General features: G+C 32.2%; 25 protein-coding genes. 18 read left to right on the top strand and 7 right to left on the bottom strand.

From position 1 onward, the window contains the following. The first annotated feature begins 544 nt into the window (after nt 1–544). Together B4L98_RS10565 and B4L98_RS10560 are read left to right on the top strand one after the other, a co-directional pair. Nucleotides 545–1,081, top strand: coding sequence for an RNA polymerase sigma factor (locus B4L98_RS10565; RefSeq protein WP_125350308.1), 537 nt, complete (start codon nt 545–547; stop codon nt 1,079–1,081). A gap of 24 nt (nt 1,082–1,105) precedes the next feature. Further along, nucleotides 1,106–1,522 carry a hypothetical protein gene (locus B4L98_RS10560; protein ID WP_125350307.1) on the top strand — a complete coding sequence of 139 codons (417 nt, stop codon included), beginning with the start codon at nt 1,106–1,108 and terminating at the stop codon, nt 1,520–1,522. Between the two features lie 6 nt (nt 1,523–1,528). Here B4L98_RS10560 and B4L98_RS10555 read toward each other — a convergent pair whose 3' ends face one another. The 3 genes from B4L98_RS10555 to mnmD all read right to left on the bottom strand — a co-directional run bounded on the left by B4L98_RS10555 (nt 1,529) and on the right by mnmD (nt 3,448). Then, nucleotides 1,529–1,825: an ATP-dependent Clp protease adaptor ClpS gene (locus B4L98_RS10555; RefSeq protein ID WP_180905936.1), complete on the bottom strand. Its 297-nt coding sequence runs from the start codon at nt 1,823–1,825 to the stop codon at nt 1,529–1,531. A gap of 6 nt (nt 1,826–1,831) precedes the next feature. Next, entirely contained in the window at nt 1,832–2,659 is an 828-nt protein-coding gene (gene prmA / locus B4L98_RS10550; protein ID WP_125350306.1) for a 50S ribosomal protein L11 methyltransferase, read from the bottom strand. Between the two features lie 72 nt (nt 2,660–2,731). Then, nucleotides 2,732–3,448, bottom strand: coding sequence for a tRNA (5-methylaminomethyl-2-thiouridine)(34)-methyltransferase MnmD (gene mnmD, locus B4L98_RS10545; RefSeq protein ID WP_291078203.1), 717 nt, complete (start codon nt 3,446–3,448; stop codon nt 2,732–2,734). Between the two features lie 80 nt (nt 3,449–3,528). On the opposite strand from mnmD, the gene B4L98_RS10540 reads away from it, so the two are divergent. The 3 genes from B4L98_RS10540 (at nt 3,529) to B4L98_RS10530 (ending at nt 6,201) form a co-directional block, all read left to right on the top strand. Continuing rightward, on the top strand, nt 3,529–4,590 hold the full coding sequence (locus B4L98_RS10540; protein WP_280038161.1) for a branched-chain amino acid aminotransferase: 1,062 nt from the start codon (nt 3,529–3,531) through the stop codon (nt 4,588–4,590). A gap of 105 nt (nt 4,591–4,695) precedes the next feature. Next, nucleotides 4,696–5,718 (top strand): DUF4407 domain-containing protein, encoded by a 1,023-nt coding sequence (locus tag B4L98_RS10535; protein ID WP_286496044.1) that lies wholly within the window; start codon nt 4,696–4,698, stop codon nt 5,716–5,718. 54 nt (nt 5,719–5,772) lie between these two features. Then, nucleotides 5,773–6,201 carry a hypothetical protein gene (locus tag B4L98_RS10530; protein ID WP_125350302.1) on the top strand — a complete coding sequence of 143 codons (429 nt, stop codon included), beginning with the start codon at nt 5,773–5,775 and terminating at the stop codon, nt 6,199–6,201. A 32-nt stretch (nt 6,202–6,233) separates the two neighbouring features. Here B4L98_RS10530 and folP read toward each other — a convergent pair whose 3' ends face one another. After that, nucleotides 6,234–7,061, bottom strand: coding sequence for a dihydropteroate synthase (gene folP, locus B4L98_RS10525; protein ID WP_291069215.1), 828 nt, complete (start codon nt 7,059–7,061; stop codon nt 6,234–6,236). 53 nt (nt 7,062–7,114) lie between these two features. On the opposite strand from folP, the gene B4L98_RS10520 reads away from it, so the two are divergent. The 6 genes from B4L98_RS10520 (at nt 7,115) to B4L98_RS10495 (ending at nt 12,725) form a co-directional block, all read left to right on the top strand. Continuing rightward, entirely contained in the window at nt 7,115–7,663 is a 549-nt protein-coding gene (locus B4L98_RS10520; protein WP_038336876.1) for a DUF1599 domain-containing protein, read from the top strand. Further along, entirely contained in the window at nt 7,660–8,784 is a 1,125-nt protein-coding gene (locus tag B4L98_RS10515; RefSeq protein ID WP_291046814.1) for a BT_3928 family protein, read from the top strand. The genes B4L98_RS10520 and B4L98_RS10515 overlap by 4 nt, the downstream gene beginning before the upstream one ends. Nucleotides 8,785–8,787: 3 nt before the next feature. Further along, nucleotides 8,788–9,870 carry an ABC transporter permease gene (locus B4L98_RS10510; protein ID WP_291046815.1) on the top strand — a complete coding sequence of 361 codons (1,083 nt, stop codon included), beginning with the start codon at nt 8,788–8,790 and terminating at the stop codon, nt 9,868–9,870. Nucleotides 9,871–9,946: 76 nt separating this feature from the next. Next, nucleotides 9,947–10,705 (top strand): triose-phosphate isomerase, encoded by a 759-nt coding sequence (gene tpiA, locus B4L98_RS10505; protein ID WP_180905945.1) that lies wholly within the window; start codon nt 9,947–9,949, stop codon nt 10,703–10,705. Between the two features lie 220 nt (nt 10,706–10,925). Then, nucleotides 10,926–11,687, top strand: a complete 762-nt coding sequence (locus B4L98_RS10500; protein ID WP_038336870.1) for a hypothetical protein — start codon at nt 10,926–10,928, stop codon at nt 11,685–11,687. Nucleotides 11,688–11,810: 123 nt separating this feature from the next. Then, nucleotides 11,811–12,725, top strand: coding sequence for a helix-turn-helix transcriptional regulator (locus B4L98_RS10495; protein WP_038336869.1), 915 nt, complete (start codon nt 11,811–11,813; stop codon nt 12,723–12,725). A 34-nt stretch (nt 12,726–12,759) separates the two neighbouring features. On the opposite strand, the gene B4L98_RS10490 is transcribed toward B4L98_RS10495, so the two are convergent. Next, nucleotides 12,760–14,901, bottom strand: coding sequence for a type IA DNA topoisomerase (locus B4L98_RS10490; RefSeq protein WP_221854610.1), 2,142 nt, complete (start codon nt 14,899–14,901; stop codon nt 12,760–12,762). A gap of 323 nt (nt 14,902–15,224) precedes the next feature. Here B4L98_RS10490 and B4L98_RS10485 point away from each other — a divergent pair, with 323 nt between their 5' ends. From B4L98_RS10485 to B4L98_RS10470, 4 genes are all read left to right on the top strand, one after another. Continuing rightward, nucleotides 15,225–16,037, top strand: a complete 813-nt coding sequence (locus tag B4L98_RS10485; protein WP_038336866.1) for a MotA/TolQ/ExbB proton channel family protein — start codon at nt 15,225–15,227, stop codon at nt 16,035–16,037. A gap of 88 nt (nt 16,038–16,125) precedes the next feature. Beyond that, nucleotides 16,126–16,716: a biopolymer transporter ExbD gene (locus B4L98_RS10480; RefSeq protein WP_291046817.1), complete on the top strand. Its 591-nt coding sequence runs from the start codon at nt 16,126–16,128 to the stop codon at nt 16,714–16,716. 18 nt (nt 16,717–16,734) lie between these two features. Then, nucleotides 16,735–17,262, top strand: coding sequence for an ExbD/TolR family protein (locus B4L98_RS10475; RefSeq protein WP_038336863.1), 528 nt, complete (start codon nt 16,735–16,737; stop codon nt 17,260–17,262). 32 nt (nt 17,263–17,294) lie between these two features. Next, nucleotides 17,295–18,242: a hypothetical protein gene (locus tag B4L98_RS10470; RefSeq protein WP_038336862.1), complete on the top strand. Its 948-nt coding sequence runs from the start codon at nt 17,295–17,297 to the stop codon at nt 18,240–18,242. A gap of 175 nt (nt 18,243–18,417) precedes the next feature. On the opposite strand, the gene B4L98_RS10465 is transcribed toward B4L98_RS10470, so the two are convergent. Both B4L98_RS10465 and argB read right to left on the bottom strand, forming a co-directional pair. Next, nucleotides 18,418–19,485 carry a M20 family metallo-hydrolase gene (locus tag B4L98_RS10465; protein ID WP_125350296.1) on the bottom strand — a complete coding sequence of 356 codons (1,068 nt, stop codon included), beginning with the start codon at nt 19,483–19,485 and terminating at the stop codon, nt 18,418–18,420. Next, nucleotides 19,479–20,246 carry an acetylglutamate kinase gene (gene argB / locus B4L98_RS10460; RefSeq protein ID WP_221854615.1) on the bottom strand — a complete coding sequence of 256 codons (768 nt, stop codon included), beginning with the start codon at nt 20,244–20,246 and terminating at the stop codon, nt 19,479–19,481. The genes B4L98_RS10465 and argB overlap by 7 nt, the downstream gene beginning before the upstream one ends. A gap of 251 nt (nt 20,247–20,497) precedes the next feature. Between argB and B4L98_RS10455 the strand changes: the two genes are divergently transcribed. The 3 genes from B4L98_RS10455 to argG all read left to right on the top strand — a co-directional run bounded on the left by B4L98_RS10455 (nt 20,498) and on the right by argG (nt 22,788). Next, nucleotides 20,498–21,076, top strand: coding sequence for a GNAT family N-acetyltransferase (locus B4L98_RS10455; protein WP_038336858.1), 579 nt, complete (start codon nt 20,498–20,500; stop codon nt 21,074–21,076). Nucleotides 21,077–21,146: 70 nt separating this feature from the next. Continuing rightward, nucleotides 21,147–21,599, top strand: coding sequence for an arginine repressor (locus B4L98_RS10450; protein ID WP_221854616.1), 453 nt, complete (start codon nt 21,147–21,149; stop codon nt 21,597–21,599). 7 nt (nt 21,600–21,606) lie between these two features. Then, nucleotides 21,607–22,788: an argininosuccinate synthase gene (argG, locus tag B4L98_RS10445; RefSeq protein ID WP_125350294.1), complete on the top strand. Its 1,182-nt coding sequence runs from the start codon at nt 21,607–21,609 to the stop codon at nt 22,786–22,788. Nucleotides 22,789–22,880 lie beyond the last annotated feature (92 nt).

The raw sequence follows: 22,880 nt of genomic DNA, 5'->3' as shown, positions 1-22,880 counted from the left end.
GAGGCTTTTTTTGTGGGTATACTTTTTTGTAAAATGTACAAAGTAAAATGTAAGCTACCACATCTCCAGACTATGTTTTATAAAACAAGAAGCTTGCTTTCATCCAACAAGAGCTTCTAATTAGTCAACTAGAAGCTTCTTCTTGATAAAAAGGAAGCTTCCTTTTTGCAACTAACTCAGAACTTACAACCAGCGTTAGGGAGAGTAGTCTAAATCCTTTTGTAGAAATTGGATTTTCTTACTTGTAATAGAATTTTATTCTACAAAAGATTGCAACGGATAGCCCGACCGAGCGATTTACATTTCTTGTTATTGAATTATTAAGAGATAATTGAGGGAGATTGTATAAATACGAGGAATAGAGCGAGTGAATGCCCAAATAAATTTTTCAATAGAAATATACTTTTATTGATAGGTTCATACTTAAGTATATGTGGAATATGGATTTGATTTCATAAAAAAAATATAAAATATAAACTATGTTCAAAATTATTAGAAGTTTATCATTTGAAATTTAATAGCTTTACAGCTTAATATTACTTAATTGGATCAGAAAATATTAGATCACATTTTAGATAAGGATTGGGAACAGGCTTTTAAACTTCTTGTAAAAGATTATCATCAGAGAGTTTATTGGCAAATTCGTCGTATGGTTTTGATTCATGAAGACGCAGATGATATTGCTCAAAATGTTTTTATAAAAATCTATCAAAATTTGAATTCATTCAAAAATGAATCAAAATTATCGACATGGATTTTTAGGATTACTTATAACGAAACCATCAATTTTATTCATAAAAATGCTAAAGAACAAAATGTTTCGTTTGAAGATTATTCGATGAATATTGCAGATGATTTATCTACGGATGAGTATTTTACAGGTGATGAAATTGAGTTGAAACTACAAAAAGCGATTGCAAGTTTGCCAGAAAAGCAGCGCGTAGTATTTATGATGAAATATTATGATGAAATGAAATATGAACAAATTTCTGAAATTTCAGGAACATCTGTTGGTGCGCTAAAGGCGTCTTATCATCATGCAGTTACAAAAATTAAAGAATTTTTAGAGGATGAAGATTAAACCTTTTTAACTTTTTTTTGTCTTATGAATGATATGAAAGAAAATGGATTAAAAAATAATTTTAAGGTTCCAGAGAATTATTTTAAGAATTTAGAAGATGAAATTTATTTTAAAAGCTTAAAACAAAAGGAAAATTATACAACCCCTACTAATTATTTTGACGATTTAGAACAGTCAATTTTATCGAAAACTATTGATAAAAAAGAAACAAAAGTTGTACATTTCAATATTTGGTGGGCTGCTGCTTGTATATTGCTATTAGCATTGGTTGTAACTCCTTTTGTGATTAATTCTACAGAAAAATCTACAGAAGTTGTGGATACAAAAACAGAAAATCATGTTTACGAGAAGATCTATGATTCGTATATAGTGAGTGATCAAAACAAAAAATCGTCCAATGTAACATTAGACGATTCTGATTTTGCTTTATATGATTATTAAGAAATTCTAAATAATTTCTGCACTCAAACCTCGGTTCAATAACTCTGTGCATCGAGGTTTTAAATCTTCTAATTCACCCGTCAAGACTTCGCATTTACCTTTGTAGTGAATCAAAATTGAACATTGTTCCGCTTGCTCTGGCGTGTGTTCACAAACATCAATCAACGACTCGATTACCCAATCAAAAGTATTCACATCGTCATTGTAAACAATAATTTGATATTTGTGCGATTCCTGTTCCAATACATCAACAGCCGAATCTTTTTCCGTTTCCCACATGGGTTGCGTTGCGTATTTTGTCATATCATTTTATTTTTTGAAATGTAGCGCAATCCACTCATTTCGTTGTTTTTTAGACACAAATTTCAAACCATTTTCTGTACAGAAAGCTAAGATATCATCAAAATCTTGCTCCATTAATCCACTTAAGAATAAATCTCCATTTTCATTCAAAACGTTGATGTAAGAAGGAATTTGACTGATCAAAATATTCTTGTTGATATTCGCTAAAATAATGTCAAATTGTTTGCTTCCTAAAAGTGAATTATCACCCATTTTAGCATCTAAACTAACACCATTTCGTTTTCCATTTTCGATAGAATTCTCCACAGCCCACTCGTCAATATCAATACATTCTGCATAATTTGCACCACGTTTCATTCCTAAAATTGCAAGAATTGACGTACCACAACCCATGTCCAAAATATCTTTTCCTGTAAATTCAGTTTCCAAGATATATTCTACCATCAAGTGTGTTGTAGAGTGGTGTCCAGTCCCAAAAGACATTTTTGGTTGAATGATAATTTCGTACGGAATATTTTCAACTGTTTCGTGAAATTCTGCACGAATTAAACATTGGTCGTTCACTAAAATTGGTGTGAAATTTTCTTCCCAAGTTGCATTCCAATTTTGTTGTTCAATTTCTTGACGCGTATAAGAAAAATCAATATTCTCAATAGAGTCAATTACTTCTTTTACTTGGTCAATATTTTCGTCAGTTTTTGGCATGTAAGCATCAAAACCTTCTCCGTTTTCAACAAAACTTTCAAAAGGTAATTCAGAAATCATTGCAATAATAATTTCATTAAAAGGCTCTACTTCCGCAACTTTAAATTTATATTCGATATAATTTGTCATAAAAAAATGTAGAAAACATCAAATTGTTTTCAGGTGCAAATTTACGATTTTTATAATTAATGATAAAGGAGATTATTTATCAAATGGAAAGTCTTTCAAACCAACCATCATTTCACGTTTTCCTGGAGGTCCAGGACGTTTTTGTACAATATAGCCCAAATCTTTCAATCCTCTTTTTATGGTTCCTTTCGCTGCATAAGTAGTAAAAATGGCAGATTTTTTAGTTAGAGAATCAACAATTTCTAACAATTCTTTTTCCCATAATTCTGGTTGAACACGAGAACCAAACGCATCAAAATAAACCAAATCAAAATTATTTTCGTTGATATTTTTCAGATTGAAAAAATCTTCTTCTACTTTCTTAATTTCATAATAAGGAGAAATTTTATGCCAATTTTCCCAATTTGAATGAAATAATTGTTGATAATAATCTAAAAACTCTTCTTTTCGATGTTCAAATTCCGGATAAAGTTTGAAAACATTTTCGAAATAATTCACCAATTCAAATTCTTCATCAGAAACTGGAAATTTTTCAATTCCAACATATTGCACTGGAGTTTTATGTTTTTCAGCTTCCATCAAAGTAATGAAAGAATTAAGTCCCGTACCTAATCCAATTTCTATAATTTTTATAGGATTTTTTGTTTCTGTAAAATGATGAAATCCATTTTTTATAAATACATGAAAAGCCTCTTGTACAGCGCCATGCTTAGAATGATAAGATTCATCCCAATCTTCAATATAGATAGTTTTAGATCCATCTTCCGTTTCTTGAATAATTCTTTTCATCGTCGAAAGTTATGATATTTATTATGAAAAAGTGCAAATAAAATGTACCTTTGATAAGCACAAACAAAATATATCATAAAATGATTATAGAAAAAATTGCTGAATCAAAATTTAACGATTCAGTTTTTAACTCTACTACTTTTGGGAAAGAGTTTACAGATCACATGTTGATCGCGCATTACAAAGATGGTAAATGGGATGAGCCAAAAATTGTTCCTTACGGACCAATTTCAATGACTCCAGCAGCGATGTCTTTCCATTATGGTCAAACAATTTTTGAAGGAATGAAAGCCTACAAAAATGATAACGAAGAAGTGTTTATTTTCCGTCCAGAGAAAAACTTCGAGCGTTTTAATTTATCTGCGGCACGTCTTAATATGCCTCAAATTCCGAAAGAAATTTTTATTGATGGTTTAGAAGCTATTATTGATATCGATCGTCAATGGGTACCAAAAGATTACGGAACGTCATTATATATTCGTCCAGTAATGTTCGCAACAGAAGAAGCAGTTTCTGCTAGGGCATCTAACGAATATATTTTTGCTATTTTATTAGCTTATGCTCCTAATTATTACGATAAACCTTTATCAGTAAAAATTGCTGATTATTATAGTCGTTCAGCTCAGGGAGGTGTTGGTTTTGCAAAATGTGGAGGAAACTATGCTGGATCTTTCTTTCCAACTTCTGAAGCTCAAAAAGATGGTTATGATCAAGTAATTTGGACAGATTCTATCGAGCATAAATACATTGAAGAAGCAGGAACAATGAATGTGATGGTGCGTATAGGAAATAAAATTTTAACAGCGCCAACGTCTGAGCGTATTTTGAACGGAGTAACACGTGATTCTGTTTTAACTTTAGCAAAAGATAGTGGATATGAAGTAGAAGTACGTCCTGTAGAAGTACAAGAATTGTATGATGCTTACAAATCAGGAGAATTAAAAGAAGTATTTGGATGTGGAACTGCTGTTGTAATTACACAATACGATGCAGTTGGATTTGGTGAAGAGCGTGCTCAATTACCAACTTTAGCTGAAGAAGATTCTTTTGCATTACAATTGAAAAAGAAATTAAAAGATATTCAATACGGATTAGCAGAAGATCCTTATGGATGGAGAATTAAAATCGAAAAACAAGCTTAATTTTGTTTAAGTAAATTTTTTGAAAATATAAGCTGACAATTTGATTGTCAGCTTTTTTTGGCACGATATTTAATAATATGTTATACAAAGTACTATATTTGCAAAATGAATGGACTACAGAAATTTTTAATCATCTGTTCAGGGAGTAGTCTTGAACTCTTGAAAAAAACACCAACAGATATCAACAAACATGTTGGTATTGGAGGTGTCATATTATTTACAGGAATTTTGGCGGCTTTGTCTGCTGGATATGCGCTGAATACTGTTTTTGATAATATATATGCAGCAACAGGTTTTGGTTTGTTGTGGGGATTAATGATTTTTAATCTTGACCGATATATTGTCACATCAATGAAAAAGTCAGGTGGATTTTTTCGTCAGTTTTTTATTGCTTTGCCACGTATTTTGGTTGCAATTTTATTAGGTATTGTGATTTCGAAACCGTTAGAATTAAAAATTTTCGAGAAAGAAATTAACAAGCAATTAAATATTATTGTCAATCGAAATAAAACGGAATTACAAAAAGGAATTGATGCGCGTTATGCTGAATTGGGAACGCCTTTTTCGAATGAACGAAAAGAAATTTATGCAGAAATTGATAAATTAAGAAATGAGTATAATTCAGCTTCTACCGAGTTGGAAAAAGAAGTTGTTGGTACACAAACTGAAACAACAACTGGACGCGAAGGTTATGGACCAAATGCGAAACGAAAAGCAGAATTGAAAAAACAAAAAGCTGCCGAAATCGAAACTTATATTCAACAATCTGCGCCTCGTTTAGCTGAAATTAATAAAGAATTAGATCGATTGAATGTTGCAAAAGAAAAAGAAATTGATGCGGCTAAACCAACCGAAGAGAATTACAATGGTTTTGCTGCACGTATGCAGGCTTTAGACGAATTGTCAGTTAATAATCCAATTTTAGGGACTGCAGCTATTTTTATAGCTCTTGTGTTTATCTCGTTAGAAACTGCGCCAGTTTTAGTGAAATTAATTGCACCAAAAGGACCTTATGATTTTCTCTTAGAAAAACATGAACATTCGTTCAAGATTTTTAGCAAAGAATCGATTCAGGTTATGGATATCAAATCTGAAAAACGTGTGAAACATGAGTTAGAAAAAGTATAAAATTGTAAAAAAGTAACTTCCGTTTGAAGTTACTTTTTTAATTTTGTAATAGATATGGAAACTTATAAAATAGAAATTTACGGAGAAGACGAAAACCAAATTCAACGAATGGAAGAGGTGATTGCTCCAATAAAAGATATACAGGATTATTTTTGGAAAATTCTTTGGGTTGATGGTGAAAGTGAAACGGACGAATATTCGGTTTTCGAATTGCAAGAAGTGATTGATCAACAAGACGGAATTTTTGTGGAATATGATCAGTTAGAAAGTTTGTGTTATAAAATGGAACATGTAACGGAGGCGTTGATTATTGGAGATAGAAAAGAAAATAATTTGCATGTAAATATTGAGGATGAAAATTTATACGACAACGAAGTTGTGTTTGAATTTGTGAAAGATTCACATTGGCAAATTTTGACTTCGGATATCAATATTGTTGATACGTTCAAAGTTTTCTTTCCAAATAGTAAAATCATTGATTAAAAATAAAAGCCACTTTTTAGTGGCTTTCTTATTTATTTTTGATTCAATTTTTGGAAAATTTGTAAGGTTTCTTTTGCTTCTCTTACATCGTGCACACGCAAAATTTTTGCACCTTTTTGTAACGCAACCATATTCAGGACAGAAGTTCCGTTTAAAGCTTCTTGCGGAGTTGTTTCGAATAAATTATAAATCATCGATTTTCTCGAAATTCCGATCAGCAAAGGAAAACCTTCAAAACCTAAAGCTTCCATTTTATTGAATAATTCATAATTATGATCCAATGTTTTTGCAAAACCAAAACCAGGATCTAAAATAATATCATTCACTTTTGCAGCTTTTAATTGCGCAATTTTTTTGGAAAAATATTCGTTTACTTCCAGCGTAATATCTGCATATGCAGGATTATTTTGCATTGTTTTTGGCGTTCCTTTCATATGCATTAAAATGTATGGAACTCGAAGTTCTTTGATTGCATCAAACATATTTTCGTCTAACTCCCAACCCGAAACATCATTTATAATAGAAGCACCAACTTTTACAGCTTCACGTGCAACATTTCCTCGAAAAGTATCAATCGAAATAATCAATTCTGGATATTCTTCAATAATTTTTTCGATAATTGGTGCAGTTCTATCAATTTCTTCCTGCTCCGAAATATTTTCTGCTCCAGGTTTTGTCGAATAACCACCAACATCAATCATATCGGCACCTTCGGACAAGTGTTTTTCAACTTTTTCTAAAATCAAATTCATCGATTGATTACTGCCACCATCGTAAAAAGAGTTTGGCGTTGTATTCAAAATTCCCATAATTTTAGGCTCGTTCAAATCAATCAAACGACCATTACAATTAATTGTCATATCTTAGAAGTTCTTTAAGCAATTTCAATTATTTTTGAAATCGAAACGAAATTATGAAAAATACCTCAATTCAATTTAAAGAAATCATCTCTGTTTGTCGAGATTTATATACAAAAAAATTACAAGATTACGGTCCAGCTTGGCGTGTACTGCGTTTGCCGTCTTTAACAGATCAAATTTTTATCAAGGTAAACCGTATTCGTACGTTGCAAGAAGCAGCGGAGCGTTTGGTTGATGAAGACGAAGAAGGAGAATTTGTGGCAATCGTTAATTATTCGATTATGGCATTGATTCAGTTGGAACTTGGTTTTGCAGATCAGCCAGATTTGACAGACGAACAAGCTATCGAATTTTATGATAAATATGCAACAATTGCGCACGATTTGATGATGAAAAAAAATCATGATTACGGTGAAGCTTGGAGAGATATGCGTGTAAGTTCGATCACAGATTTAATTTATCAGAAAGTTTTGCGCACAAAAAGTATCGAAGATAATAAAGGAAAAACAATTGTGTCTGAAGGTTTAGATGCAAATTATTTGGATATGATTAATTATTCGATTTTCGCAATGATTTTAATTAACGAAAAGAAAGCTTCATGAGGTATTTAGTTCAATTTGCCCGAATTATAGTTGGAGTTATTTTTATAATTTCTGGATTTGTAAAAAATGTAGATCCAATTGGGTTAAGTTTCAAATTAGAAGAATATTTTTCGCCAACAGTTCTTAACATTCCATTTTTAGAAGGTTTGAGTTTGCCTTTGGCAACTTTCTTTTCACTTTTTGAAATAGTTTTAGGCGTTTTATTATTGCTTGGCGTTTGGAAAAGATTTACAACAATAGCTTTATTGTTAACGATTATTTTCTTTACATTTTTGACATTTTATTCAGCTTATTTCAACAAAGTAACCGATTGTGGATGTTTTGGTGATGCACTAAAGTTAGAACCTTGGACATCATTTTACAAAGATGTTGTGCTTTTGGTGTTGATCATTATTTTAGTGATTGGTCAAAAATATATCAAACCATTATTTGTCGAAAAAGCGAATTACGTAATCAATTTTATAACAATTTTAGGTTCTGCAATTATTGCTTATATCGGAATTAATCATTTACCAATTATCGATTTTAGATCTTATGCAGTTGGCAAAAATTTGATTGAAGGAATGAAATCTCCGCAAGAGTTAGGTTTGAAACCAACAACGTATAAAACGATTTACACGATGAAAAACAGTGTTGATGGTAAAGTAGTCGAAATTGATGATGCGCAATATATTGCTGATGACAAATGGTACAAACACGGAACGCCTTGGGTAATTGAAGCGGATAAAACACGAACTATTGTCGAGAAAAAAGGGTACGAACCTCCAATTCATGATTTTAGTTTTGATTGTAATGGCATTGATAAAACTTCTGAGATTCTAAATGCTCCGAAAGCGATTGTTTTTGTTGTTCCTTTTGTTGAAAAGGTAAATGAGAAGCAAATTGAAAAATTGAATATTTTAGGAAAAGAAGCTTCTAAATATAAAGGATATAGAGTTGTTTCGGTTTCAAATAATCCGATTAAAGGTTTGGAACTTGAAAATTGTTTTATGGATCAAACAACAATGAAAACAATTATTCGCTCTAATCCAGGTGTGATGATTTTAGAAAAAGGAACGGTGAAAGCGAAATATCATGACAATGATTTTCCTTCGCTTAATCAATTAGAAGATTTATTTTAACAAGTGATTAATTATATTTTAAATAAAATTTTCTACGGATTTTTGACACTTTTTGGTGTAGTAAGTGTAGTTTTTCTATTGTTTTCGGTACTTCCTGGAGACCCTGCGCGTATGATGCTTGATCAAAAAGAAGATCCAGAGCAATTGGCTCAAATTCGAAAAAACTTAGGTTTAGATCAACCTTTATGGAAACAATATGCGTTTTATATTAATGATTTGTCACCGATTTCTTTTCATAATATTGACGAAAACAATACAACATATACTTCATTAAGTTCTGATAAATACAATTACACAAAATTGATAGATTTCGGAACAAATGAAATGGTTTTGAAAACGCCTTATTTGCGTGAATCTTTTCAAAAACAAGGAAAAAGCGTCAGTACAATTATTGGAGAAACTTTACCAAATACAATGGTTTTGGCAATTGCAGCCATCATTATTGCAACGATAATTGGTGTTGCGTTGGGAATTGTTTCTGCTTTGATGAAAGATACATGGATTGACAGAGTTTTGTTGGTCGTAACAAGCTTTGGTATGAGTATTCCGTCTTTCTTTTCGGCAATTATCATTGCCTATATTTTTGCTTTTTTGATGCACGATATTACAGGGCTGAATATGATTGGAAGTCTATATGAAGTGGATGATTTGGGAGAAGGAAAACATTTGATGTTGAAAAATTTAATTCTTCCAGCAATTACATTAGGTTCGCGTCCGTTAGCGGTTTTTACGCAATTAACACGAAATTCGTTGTTAGAAGTTTTGAACCAAGATTATATCCGAACAGCTTTTGCAAAAGGACTTTCTAGAAAAACGGTGATTACAAAACATGCATTACGAAATGCACTTAATCCAGTTGTTACAGCAATTTCGGGTTGGTTTGCGTCGATGTTGGCAGGATCGGTTTTTGTGGAATTTGTTTTTGGTTGGAATGGTTTAGGAAAAGAAATCGTAAATGCATTGAATACATTAGATTTACCAATTGTGATGGGAGCTGTTTTAGTTATTGCGGTGATGTTTATTGTAATTAATATTCTGGTTGATATACTTTACGGAATTCTAGATCCGCGCGTTCGCATAAAATAAATCAGGTATAATTTCGCAAGAAATAATTATCTTGCAATAAATATTAAAACCAAAATCAAATAAAATACACTTTTTTATGCGTGATAGAATAGTAGCAGGAAACTGGAAAATGAACTTAAATTATGAAGAAGCAATTCATTTAGCAACAAACCTTAATGCTTGGGTGGCAGATAATCATCCAATTGCACAAGTTATAATTGCGCCTTCTTCTATTTATTTACAAACATTGTTAGAAGCTGTAGATGAGCAATATGTTAAGATTTCTTCGCAAGATATTTCTGCTCACGAAAAAGGAGCGTATACAGGAGATATTTCAGCAGAACAATTGGATAGTATCGGATTAGATTTCGCTATTATTGGGCATTCTGAGCGTAGAGAATATCAAGGAGAAACAGATATTGTAATTGCTGAGAAATTAAAACAAGCTTTTAAACATCAAATTAATCCAATTCTTTGTGTAGGAGAAAAATTAGAAGAACGTGAAGCTGAGAAACATTTTGAGGTTGTAAAAACCCAATTAATGGATGCTTTAGTTGCTCAAAAACCAGAAGATCTTTCTCGTTTGATTATTGCTTACGAACCAGTTTGGGCAATTGGAACTGGAAAAACAGCTACACCAGAGCAAGCGCAAGAAATTCATGCATTTATTCGTAAAGTTTTGAATGATGAATTTGGCGTAGAAGTCGCGAATGATACAAGTATTTTGTACGGAGGAAGTGTAAATGCACAGAATGCGAACGAAATTTTTGCTCAACCAGATATTGACGGCGGTCTTGTTGGTGGTGCTTCATTAAAATATGATGATTTTGTGCAGATAATTGCTGCATGTAAATAATATAAAAGCTCAACTTATTTGAGCTTTTTTTATGTTTTATATTTTCTAAATTTTGAAAAATAATAAATTTAACTCCTCTGAATCCCTTATAAAATAAGTCAATTAAGAAAACTATAACATTTATTAGGATTAATTAAGAGTTTTCGGAACAGTGTCTGCAAAGCTTATTCATGTACTAACTATTTAAAAAGTATCATTTTTTAAACAAAACACATTTATTATGAAAAAATTGACGCAAGTATTAGGAGTCGTAGCAATAGGGTTAGTTTCTTTCTCTTTTACTACAAAAAATGAAATAAAAGTTCCTACAACAGAAATTACAAATAAAGTTGTAGAAGATGCTCCAAAAGTTGTTATTTTAGATATTGTAGATAATATCGCTGTAGAATCAGGAACAAATATCGCATCAGAATTTAAAACAAAGTTAGAATCTTTGAATAAAGAAAATGTTCAGGTTCTTTTATGGAAAGATTTAACGAAAGGATTAAAAGATGAAGAGAAAAGATCAATCATCGATAGTTTAAAACCTGAGTTAATCATGACATTAAATTTTGAAAAAACTGATGATAATACAAATAAAGTTGCCGCAGTTGTTTTTAAACAAAATGTTGCATTTAACGAAACAGTTAAAGTAGCAAAAGAGTTAACAGAAAACTTAAATTCAACAGCTGTTAAAAATGACGGAGTTTATCAAAACGAATCAAATTATATTCAAGATAATGCTGCACCATCAATTTTCTTAAGCGTAAAAGTGAAGAATGAACCAACTTCTAACGCAGAAATTGTTGATAAACTTTCTAATTTCATCGAAACAGCGAAAGTTGAAGATAGCACAACTCCAGTTGAAATAACATCAGAAGTAGTAGTAGATTCAGCGGCAGCTACGGTAGACTCAGCTACAACAACAATAGAAGCGGCGGTACAAGATGTAAAAGCAGCTACGAAAGATGCAAAAACAAAAGTAAAAAAATCTAAAAAATAGAATCCGTTTTTTCGAATATTTCATTTTTATTAATGAAGAAAAAGTAACATTTTGTAATGAAATGTTACTTTTTTTTGTTTTTAATTACAGATAACTTAAGTTTGCTCAAACACTTCCAATTCAATGTCAAAACAAGGTTATATCGCGCGTTATTTCAATATTGTTCGTAAATTATCACAACAAAAATATTGTTCTTATGAAGATTTAGAGCGTTTTTTGGAAAGAGAATTTGAAATGCTTCAACTTAATGATGATACATTAGAGTTTAATTTCTCTAAACGTACATTACAGCGCGATATTCAAGAAATCAGAAATATATTGGGAATTGATATAATGTATAGTCGCAGTCAGCGTGGATATTATATTATTCAAGACGATTATAGCTCTGATTTATTTCTGAAAACTTTAGAAGAAATTAATAGTTTTTCTGCTTTGAAATTGACAAATTCGCTCGAATCTATTGTGTATTTGGAAAAAAGAAAGCCAAAACGCGCCGAATTTTTACCAGATATTGTACAAGCAATTCAAGGAAAAAAGAAAATTGAATTTCATTATCAAAAATTTGGAGAGGAAAAAGAAACGATTCGTAAAGTTTCTCCAATTGCAATTAGAGAGCACAATAACCGATGGTATTTGATTGCGGATGATAAAGGAATTGTCAAAAATTTTGGTTTGGAACGAATGAATAAAGTTTTGATTCTTAGAGATAAAATTGATGATAATATCGAGTTTAATTACAATGATAAGTACAAATATTCGTTCGGGATTATTGTTCCAAGTTCAGAAAAACCAGAAAAAATAGTGCTTTCTGTGACCAAAAAACAAGCGGCCTATTTAGAATCTTTGCCTTTGCACGAATCCCAACAAATTTTAGAAACTAAAAACGATGAAGTTTTAATTGGTTTAGAACTATTTTTGACCGAAGATTTTATCAGCGAAATTCTTTCTATGAGTCGTTCAGTTACAATTATCGAACCTAAAAAATTGAAAGAAAAAGTCAAAACAATTTTGAAAGAAACGTTAGAGAAATATAATTAGCGAGTTTCGAATTTCGAAACTCGCTTTATTTTTTTTACATTTCTTCAAATTCTAAATCGAAATTCATTCCTAAAATAGCTTTACCAGTAACTTTTTCTCCATTTTCAGGATTGATTAAGCCAGCCATTTTTCCAGTTTTTTGTTTGGTTAACAAATCCAAAATTTGTTTATCAGTTAATTTTTTACCCATAAACTCGAACGGAATTTTGAATCCACATGCTGCAAAGTTTGCACAACCATAAGCGGCTTTTCCTTTGACTAATTTATGTGTTTTACATTTTGGACAAGTTGCATCTTCCAGATTAATTTCTTCTTTCGGTTTACGTTCCTTTTTAGGTTTTTCAGCTATTTGAACTGAATTCTGATGAGAAGCGATTGGTCTGAAGTAACTATTTTTTACATCAAATGTTAGTTTCGAAACCATTTCAATCAATTCTTGCTTAAATTGTTCTAATTCGTATTCACCTTTTTCAATCAAACGAAGTTTTCGTTCCCAAACACCTGTCAATTCAGGAGATTTTAATAATTCATTTTGAATGGTATCAATCAAATCAATACCAGTTTGTGTGGCGATAATATTACGTTTTTTCTTTTCGATGTATTTTCTACGAAACAAGGTCTCGATAATATTTGCACGCGTTGAAGGTCGACCAATTCCATTTTCTTTCATCAATTCGCGCATTTCTTCATCATCTACTTGTCGTCCAGCAGTTTCCATTCCTCGTAATAGAGTCGCTTCTGTATAATGTTTTGGCGGAGTTGTTTTTCCTTTGTGAATAAATGGTTCGTGAGGACCTTTTTCACCAATCTCAAAAATCGGCATTATCTTTTCCTCATCTTTTTCGTCTTCCTTTTTATCTTTTGCATAGACTTCGCGCCAACCCATTTCGAGAATTTGTTTTCCCGTTGCTTTAAAATTTATAGCAGAAAGTTGACCGTCTTTTCCATTATTTTCAACTTTTCCTTCGACAGTTGTGTTGGCAACTTTACATTCTGGATAAAAAACAGCAATAAAACGTCGTGCAACCAAATCATAGATACGTTTTTCTTCGTTCGATAAACCTTGTGGAAAGATTTCGGTAGGAATAATAGCGTGGTGATCGGTTACTTTTGTATTATCAAAAACTGCTTTTGACATCGGAATTGGTTGCGTCATCAAAGGAGCAATCAAATTTTGATAAGCGGTTAATTTATTTAAAATTCCAGGAACTTTAGGGTGAATATCTTCCGAAAGATAAGTGGTATCAACACGAGGATAGGTCACAAATTTTTTCTCGTAAAGACTTTGTATATATTTTAAGGTATTTTCTGCCGAAAACGCATATTTTTTATTCGCTTCTACTTGTAAAGCAGTTAAATCGAATAGGCGAGGATTTTTTTCACGACCCTCTTTTACATCGAAATCAATGATTTCAAACTCTCGATTTTTGATGAAATCTAAACCTTGTTTGGCTTTTTCTTCAGATTTTAAACGAGGTATTGTCGCATTAAACTCTACTTCTTTGAAAATCGTTTTCAATTCCCAATATTCCTCAATAATAAACGCATTGATTTCTTTTTGACGCTGTACAATCATTGCTAATGTAGGTGTTTGCACACGACCAATAGAAAGAACTGTTTTTGGCGGCGCAAATTTTTTGGTAAATAATCGTGTAGCGTTCATTCCTAGTAACCAATCGCCAATTGCACGCGCTTGTCCTGCAGAAAAAAGATTGAAATATTTTTCTCCATCTTTCAAATTATCAAAACCTTCTTTAATTGCTTCTTCTGTCAACGAAGAAATCCATAAACGCTTCATTGGCGCTTTAGCACGCGCTTTAAGTAAAACCCAACGTTGTATCAATTCTCCTTCCTGTCCAGCATCGCCACAGTTTATAATCTCGTCGACTTGATCGTTCGTGACTAATTTTTCGATGATATGAAATTGTTTCGAGACACCTTTATCTGCAATTAATTTAATTCCGAAACTTTGCGGAATCATTGGCAAATAATTAAGATCCCAGCTTTTCCACTCGGGTGTATAATCTTGCGGTTCTTTTAATGTACACAAGTGTCCGAAAGTCCAAGTGACCTGAAATCCATTTCCTTCATAGTATCCATCGTGCTTTTGATTCGCACCAATTACTTTGGCGATATCTTTAGCAACACTAGGTTTTTCGGCAATACAAACTTTCATAGCATTTATAATTATTGAAGTGCAAAAGTCAAAATAATAATTTAATTCTTAAAAAAAAATATAAATATGTATAATTATTGAATAAATTTGCGATAGGTTATTTTTTGTGGGAAGGCTGATTTTAATAAAATTATACATTGTTTAATATTAGATATATTGTTTTGATTATTTTTTAATTGTCAAATCAGTAAAAAATTCTATTGATTTCAAGTAGATTGAAAATTTAATATGATAACAACGTAAAAAATTTAGAAGAATTAAAAAATTTTCACTTAATTTACACCCACATTAATAAAAATCATAATATTTAAAAGAATTAGTAAATGGAAAAGAATGTAACAGTACCAGCTAAAACTAAAAAGGGAGGTCTTAACCCTGTGATTACTATGATCATTTTAATTGCAATCGCAATGGGGATCTTCAAGTTTGTATTTGGAGCAGAAGGTAATTTCGAAGGAGGAGATGTAGAAAAAGGTAATCCTTTAAACTTTTTAGGAATTATTCATAAAGGAGGGGTGATTATTCCATTCTTAATGTCTTTCTTCTTTATGGTAATCGTTTTCTCAATTGACCGTGTTATCGCTTTAAACAAAGCAAAAGGAACTGGATCTGCTGAGAAGTTTGTAAATGACATTCGTGCTTTATTAAACAAAAATGAAGTTAACAAAGCAATTGAATTATGTGACAAACAAAAAGGAGCTGTAGGTAACGTAGTTAAAGAAGGTTTAACAACTTACAAAGCTTTAGAAAACGACACAACGTTAAACAAAGAGCAAAAATTAGCTCAATTAGGTAAAACGTTAGAAGAAGCGACTACATTAGAAATGCCAACGTTAGAGAAAAACATGACTATTATCTCTACAATTGCTTCTGTAGGTACGTTAATTGCCTTAATGGGTACAGTAATCGGGATGATTAAAGCATTCTTCGCATTAGGTGAAGGAGGAGGATCTCCAGATGCAGCTCAATTATCAGTAGGTATTGCCGAAGCCTTAATTAATACAGGTATGGGTATTGGTGCTTCTGCATTCGCTATTATTATGTATGCTTTTTTAACTTCTAAAATTGATGATTTAACATTCAAAATTGACGAAGTAGGAATGAGTATCCAACAATCTTTCTCTGCTCACAATTAATATTCAATTGACGAAGCCTTAGAAGGATAGTATAAGGACAAAATCAAACAACAAACAATTTAGAATATTAATTAATAATACAGAGAAAATGGCAAGAGTAAAACCAAAAAGAAGAGGTCCTTCGATGGACTTAACAGCTATGTCTGACATGGCTTGGCTTTTGTTAACTTTCTTTATTTTGACATCTAACTTTAGAGAACCTGAAGTTGTTCCTGTCGTAACACCAACATCTGTTTCGAACCAAAAAATGGCTGCTGAAAATATGATGATCATTAAAATTGATGGTGAAGGTAAGTTCTTATTCGGATTAGAAGAAAAAGATCGTATTCCTACATTAGAAAGAATGGGTGATAAGTACGGAGTAAAGTTTACAGATGCTGAAAAGAATGCATTCAAAAGCATAGTAGAGTTTGGTGTACCAATGAATGAAATGAGAAATTATTTGAATCAGTCTGCTGATAAACAACAATCATATCATCCAGGTATTCCATTAGATACGATACCGAACAAAAATCAAGAATTAATTGATTGGGTATTTGAAGCAAAAGAAGTGAACCCAGATATTTTCTTAGCAATTAAAGGTGATCAAAAATCTGAATACAAAAAATTCAAAACTTTGATTCAACAATTGCAAATGAAAAATATGAATAAGTTCCAGTTAATTACATCTCAAGAATAATTATTAAGAAATTAGAAAATGGCACAAATAGAAAGTCACGATGACGGTGGCGGAAAGAAAGTCCGTTCCAAAAAGAATTCGACGAAAGTCGATATGGCTCCTTTGGTTGATTTAGGTTTCTTATTAATTACTTTCTTTATGTTTGCGGCGACATCGATCAAACCAAATGTAATGAACTTGAATATGCCTCCAAAAATTGACAAATTAGATCCAACTGATAAACCAGAAATAAAATTGAATAATTCTATATCAATTTTAATTGGAAAGGATAATAAGTTATTTTGGCATCAACAAGATCAGGCAGGATTAAACGGAGGAACTCTAAATGAAACTGACTACTCTAAAATTCGTGATGTTATTACAGCAGCACAAGGTAGAGCAGATAAAGATAAGTTTACTGTAATTATCAAACCTATGGATGATGCTACGTATGATAATTTAGTAACTATCTTAGATGAAATGGAAATTACAAAGTCTACTCGTTACGGAATCGTACCTGTTGCACCTTTTGAACAAAAAGTGTTCGACGAAAAAGTAGGTAAATAATTAGTTTAATTGTTAAATTTAAAAGAATTAAAATGTCAGAAAATAACAACAAACTAAAATCCTTAGACGAGATTGTATTTGAAGGTAGAAATAAAGCGTATGGAGCTTATGACATGAGAATGTCTGAGAAGAGTACATTATTGAAAGCTTTCATTCGTGGATTTATAGTAATTGCGATTTTAGCTTTTGGTCTTATTGCTTCTGCAACAGGTTTGTTTGAAAGTAAAAAGTCAGAAGACGTAGTCGTAGATGTTCAGCTTGAGGATTTGAATATTCCTGAGCCTCCAAAAGAGGAAGAAGTGGTTGAACCAGAGCCACCAAAGCCAGAGCCAGAACAAAGATATCAAGAAGAAACAGCTCAGGTTAGAGTGGTTATGCCAGAACCTAAAGCTCAGCCTAAAAAAGAAGAGCCTATTGTCGAAGTAAAGGAAATGGCCGATAAAGATTTAGGTTTAGTAGATAGAGAAGGGCCAAAATCAACAACACAAACTGGAGGTGCTAATGAAGTAAATACTAAAAAAGAAGCACCAAAGGATACACCAAGTACTCCTAATCCAGGGAAAGGTACAGAACCTGCAGCTCCATCTACAGTAACTGCTCGTACAGCGGCTGTAATGGCGGTATATCCTGGTTGTGAGAAAGATGCTGCAAAAGGTAAACAAGCTGCAACAGACTGTTTATCTAAAAAGTTATCACAAGATTTACAAGACGAGTTGCAAGATTTTGCGAATGACGCTGCTGGTCAAGGTTTATCTGGTGTAGTAGCTGCTAAACTTTCTTTCCAAATTGACACTGAAGGTAGAATCGTTGGAATTTCTCCAATGGGTGATGCTAAGTTAGGTCCTGAAGCTAAAAAAGCTTTAGAGCGTATTACACAACGTCAACAAAAAAGAGGGAAAACGATCAAACCTGCTCAAACAGAAGATGGTCGTGCTGCGAAGTTGAATTTCAACATTCCAGTTAAAATGCAAATTGAGTAAGACTTAATTTCATATATAAAAAAAGAGGCTAAAATTAATTAGCCTCTTTTTTTGTGTTTAATTTTTAGAACATATCTTTATGTTTTGCAGGTTTTAATTATCAGTTTTGATAAAATTAAAAAGCATCTTCAATTGTATGAAGATGCTTTTTCGATTATAAGAGTTTATTCTTAATTTAAAACGTAAAATCTTTTAATAAACTTGTATATCGTTCAATTCCATGTTCTATTTCGGATAAATAAATATATTCGTCTGGTGTATGAGAACGAGCTGAATCTCCAGGTCCCATTTTTACCGTTTCGAAATTCATCATTGCTTGATCCGACATTGTTGGCGAACCATATGTTGTACAACCTAATTCGATTCCTTTTTGTACAATTGGATGATTTTCTGAAATACGTGAAGAATTTAAACGCAACGAACGTGCTTTAATTTCTGCTTTTGGTAAACAACTTGAAATAATATCAACAACTTCTTGATTTGAGTACAATTCGTTTACACGACAATCTACAACCAAACGACATTCATCTGGCACAACATTGTGTTGCTTTCCTGCTTCAATTTGTGTAACCGTCATTTTAACTGGTCCTAACATATCCGAAACTCTTTCGAATTGATACGTTTTGAACCAATTCATCACATCAATCGCTTCGTAAATTGCATTTACACCTTCGTTTCTTGCAGCATGTCCAGTTTTTCCTTTTACAATTACGTCCATTACAACCAAACCACGTTCTGCAATTGCCATGTCCATTTGCGTAGGTTCTCCTACAATTCCCAAATCGATTTTTGGTAAATTAGGTAAAATACTTGCAACATTTAATTGCCCTGAACTTTCTTCTTCAGCTGTGATTGCGACAATTAGATTAAATGGTAAATCATCATTCAAAAAATTGATATAAGTGGCTAATAAACTTACCGCAGAAGCTCCTGCATCGTTACTTCCTAAACCTACTAATTTATCACCTTCGATTGTAGCTTTTAATGGATCATATGTCCAAGAAGAGCCAAATTTTACAGTGTCGTGATGAGAGTTTAATAAAATTGTTTTTTTGTTCTCATCAAAATTTGGATGAATACTCCAAACATTGTTATTCTGACGATGAGCCGTAGCACCATGATCAGTTAAAAACTTGAAAATAATATCGGCCGTTTTATCTTCTTCGCTCGAAAAAGATTGAGTTTCGATTAATTGACACAACAAATCGACAGCTTTCTTTTTGAGAACAGTTAATTCTAACATAAAATTGTTTTAATCTCTGAGTTAATGTTGCGCGCGTGCACCAAACATACATTTTTTACACCCGCATTGATTACTTTGAATGAATTGTCTAATTTTGGAATCATTCCTTCGAAAATTACACCTTCTTCTTTTAACTGCAAATATAAAGTTTCGTTAATTTTTGGAATCAATGTTGTGTCATCATTTACATAACGAAGTACGCCAATTTTATCAAAACAGAAATTTAATTCTACTTCATTTTCTTGTGACATAGCAACCGCAATTGTAGAGGCAATAGTATCTGCATTAGTATTCAACAATTGTCCATTTCCATCATGTGTAATCGCACAAACTACTGGTGTGATATTGTTATCAATTAATAATTGAAATAATTCTTTGTTGACACTTTCATGATTCAAATCTCCAACAAAACCATAATCAATAGTTTTTACAGGACGCTTAGAACCTTTGATTGCATTACCATCTGCACCAGATAATCCTAATGCATTGCATCCAAATTCTTGTAATTTAGAAACGATAGATTTGTTCAAATTTCCAGCATATAATCCTGTGACAACATCCAATGTTGGTTTGTCTGTAATGCGACGACCTTCGATCATTTTTGGTTCGATTCCCAATTGATTTAACATCTTCGAAGCACCTTTTCCTCCTCCATGAACCAAAATTTTAGGTTCTTTAATTTCGGAAAACGTTTGTAGGAATTGTTCTAAGTCTTGCTCGTTATCGATAATTCCGCCTCCTATTTTAATAATTTTCAACATTTTAATAAATATGTAAATTTTGTTTGCTTTTTTTTGGTGATACAAAAATATAATATTTAACTTTGCATCTCAGTATAATAACTGAATATCTTGTTGATTAATGGAAGAAATTACTGAAATTGTTCTTCTCAATTATGAGAGTAGCTTTCGCAATGAAAGCACACCTTTTGGTTCTCATATTTTACTTAAGTGTGATGACAAAAGGTCATCTTTTCTCAATTCCTCTTTATTAATCGACTTTCCCTTAAATTATGTATGTTAGAATAGCAAATGCAGATGATGCCAAGTACACAGAATTGTTGTGCGAATGGTACGAAGAATCAGCTCGTATGAGAAAAACGGGTATTGCTAAACGAAATCCAGTTTATCTTGAACGCAAAATGCGTAATGGAAATGCTGTGATTGCTTTTGATGATGATGATCAAATAGCAGGGTTTAGCTACATAGAAACGTACGAAGAAGAAAAATTCGTCGTAAACTCAGGTTTAATTGTTCGTACAGATTTAAGGAGTTCAGGAATTGGACGCGAAATAAAACACGCTGTTTTTGAATTGTCACGTACAAAATTCCCGAAATCAAAAATCTTTAGTATTACAACTTCTTTAGCTGTAATGCGTATGAACACAAAATTAGGATACAAGCCAGTAACATTTTCGGAATTAACACAATCGGATGAATTTTGGAATGGATGTAAAAGTTGTAAAAACTATCACATCTTGATGGAAAATGATCGTGAGCGTTGTATTTGTACAGGATTGGTTTATGATAACCTTGATGACGAGTACGCTAAGCGCGCATTGGCAAATCAATCAAAAAAAGAAGATGAATAAATATACGAACTAAGGTTTTTTTTTGTCTAAAATGAGTATATTTGCATAAAATTTCGAATAAATATTCAAAATGAGTAATAAAAAATACAGATTCCAGATTATAAAAGATTTAATAACAGATCAAGAAATAAGTAATCAAGACGAATTATTAAAAAAATTAATCGATTTAGAGATCACAGTTACTCAAGCCACTTTATCGAGAGATTTGCGCGAATTGAAAGTTTCAAAAGTTCCTAATAGTTCAGGACAATACATTTATCGCCTTACAGAAAGTGCTGTTCCAACAGCAACCGTTACACATAACGAAAATGCAAGTTTGATTTTCTCTAAAAATTTGGGAGTTATCAAAACAAAACCAGGTTATGCAAACAGAATCGCTTTTGAGATTGACAACACACATTTCAATACCATAATTGGAACAATAGCTGGAGACGATACGGTATTAATCGTAATGAAAGAAGAGAGTAGCCGAGAAGAGGTTACCAATGAATTAAGAAGAATTATTCCCAATATAAACAAATAAACAAACAATGAGCAACAAAGCAGTTTTAGCTTACAGTGGAGGTTTAGATACATCGTACTGTTTGGTTAACTTAACAAAAGATCAAGGAATGGAAGTGCATACAGTAATTGTAAATACTGGTGGATTTTCGGCAGAAGAGTTAAAAGATATCGAAGCACGTGCCTACGAATTAGGATCTTCTAAACACGTTACAATTGATATTACAGACAAATATTACAACGATTGTGTTCGCTACTTAATCTACGGAAACATCTTAAAAAATAACACTTACCCATTATCAGTAAGTGCAGAACGTATGTTCCAATCAATTGCAATTGCTCAGTATGCAAAAGATGTAGATGCAGAATACATTGTACATGGATCTACAGGAGCAGGAAATGATCAAATTCGTTTTGATGTTGCTTTTGCAGTTATCTCACCACAATCTAAAATCATCACACCAATTCGCGACGAAAAATTATCTCGTCAACAAGAGGTAGAATATTTACAAGCAAATGGTGTAAACTATAGTTGGGAAAAAGCTAAATACTCTATTAACAGAGGAATTTGGGGAACATCTGTTGGTGGAGTAGAAACATTAACATCTAACCAAGCGTTGCCAGAAGAAGCTTATCCAACACAATTATCAAGAACAGAACCATCTGTTATCGAAATTGAATTTGAAAAAGGTATTCCAGTAGGTTTAGATGGAGAAAAATTATCTCCAGTTGCATTAATTCAAAAATTAAACGAAATCGGTGGTGAATATGCAATTGGTCGCGACATCCACGTAGGAGATACAATTTTAGGTATCAAAGGACGTGTAGGTTTCGAAGCGCCAGCAGCTTATTTATTAATCAAAGCACACCACTTATTAGAAAAACATACACTTACAAGATGGCAATTGTTGCACAAAGATTCGTTATCAAACTGGTACGGAACCTTATTGCACGAAGCACAATACTTGGATCCAGTAATGCGTGATATCGAAGCATTCTTAGAATCTTCTCAAAATCATGTAACAGGAAAAGTGAAAGTACAATTAAATCCTTATCATTTTTCAATGATTGGAATAGAATCGCCTTATGATATGATGCAATCTAAAGTCGCTACTTATGGAGAAGAAAACGAAGCTTGGGACAGTAGAGATGCAAGAGGTTTCATCAAAATATTCGGTAATCAATTAAAGATTGTTCATAGTTTCGATTAATTGATTCTTTAAAGTGGATTCCAACGAGTCCACTTTATTTTAGAAATATAGTATAGGTATTATACCTTAAAAAAAACACGCGCAAAACATAA

The sequence above is a fragment of the Empedobacter sp. UBA5528 genome (assembly GCF_002426075.1).
Classification (GTDB): domain Bacteria; phylum Bacteroidota; class Bacteroidia; order Flavobacteriales; family Weeksellaceae; genus Empedobacter; species Empedobacter falsenii_B.
This window is presented reverse-complemented; position numbering and strand designations above follow the sequence as displayed.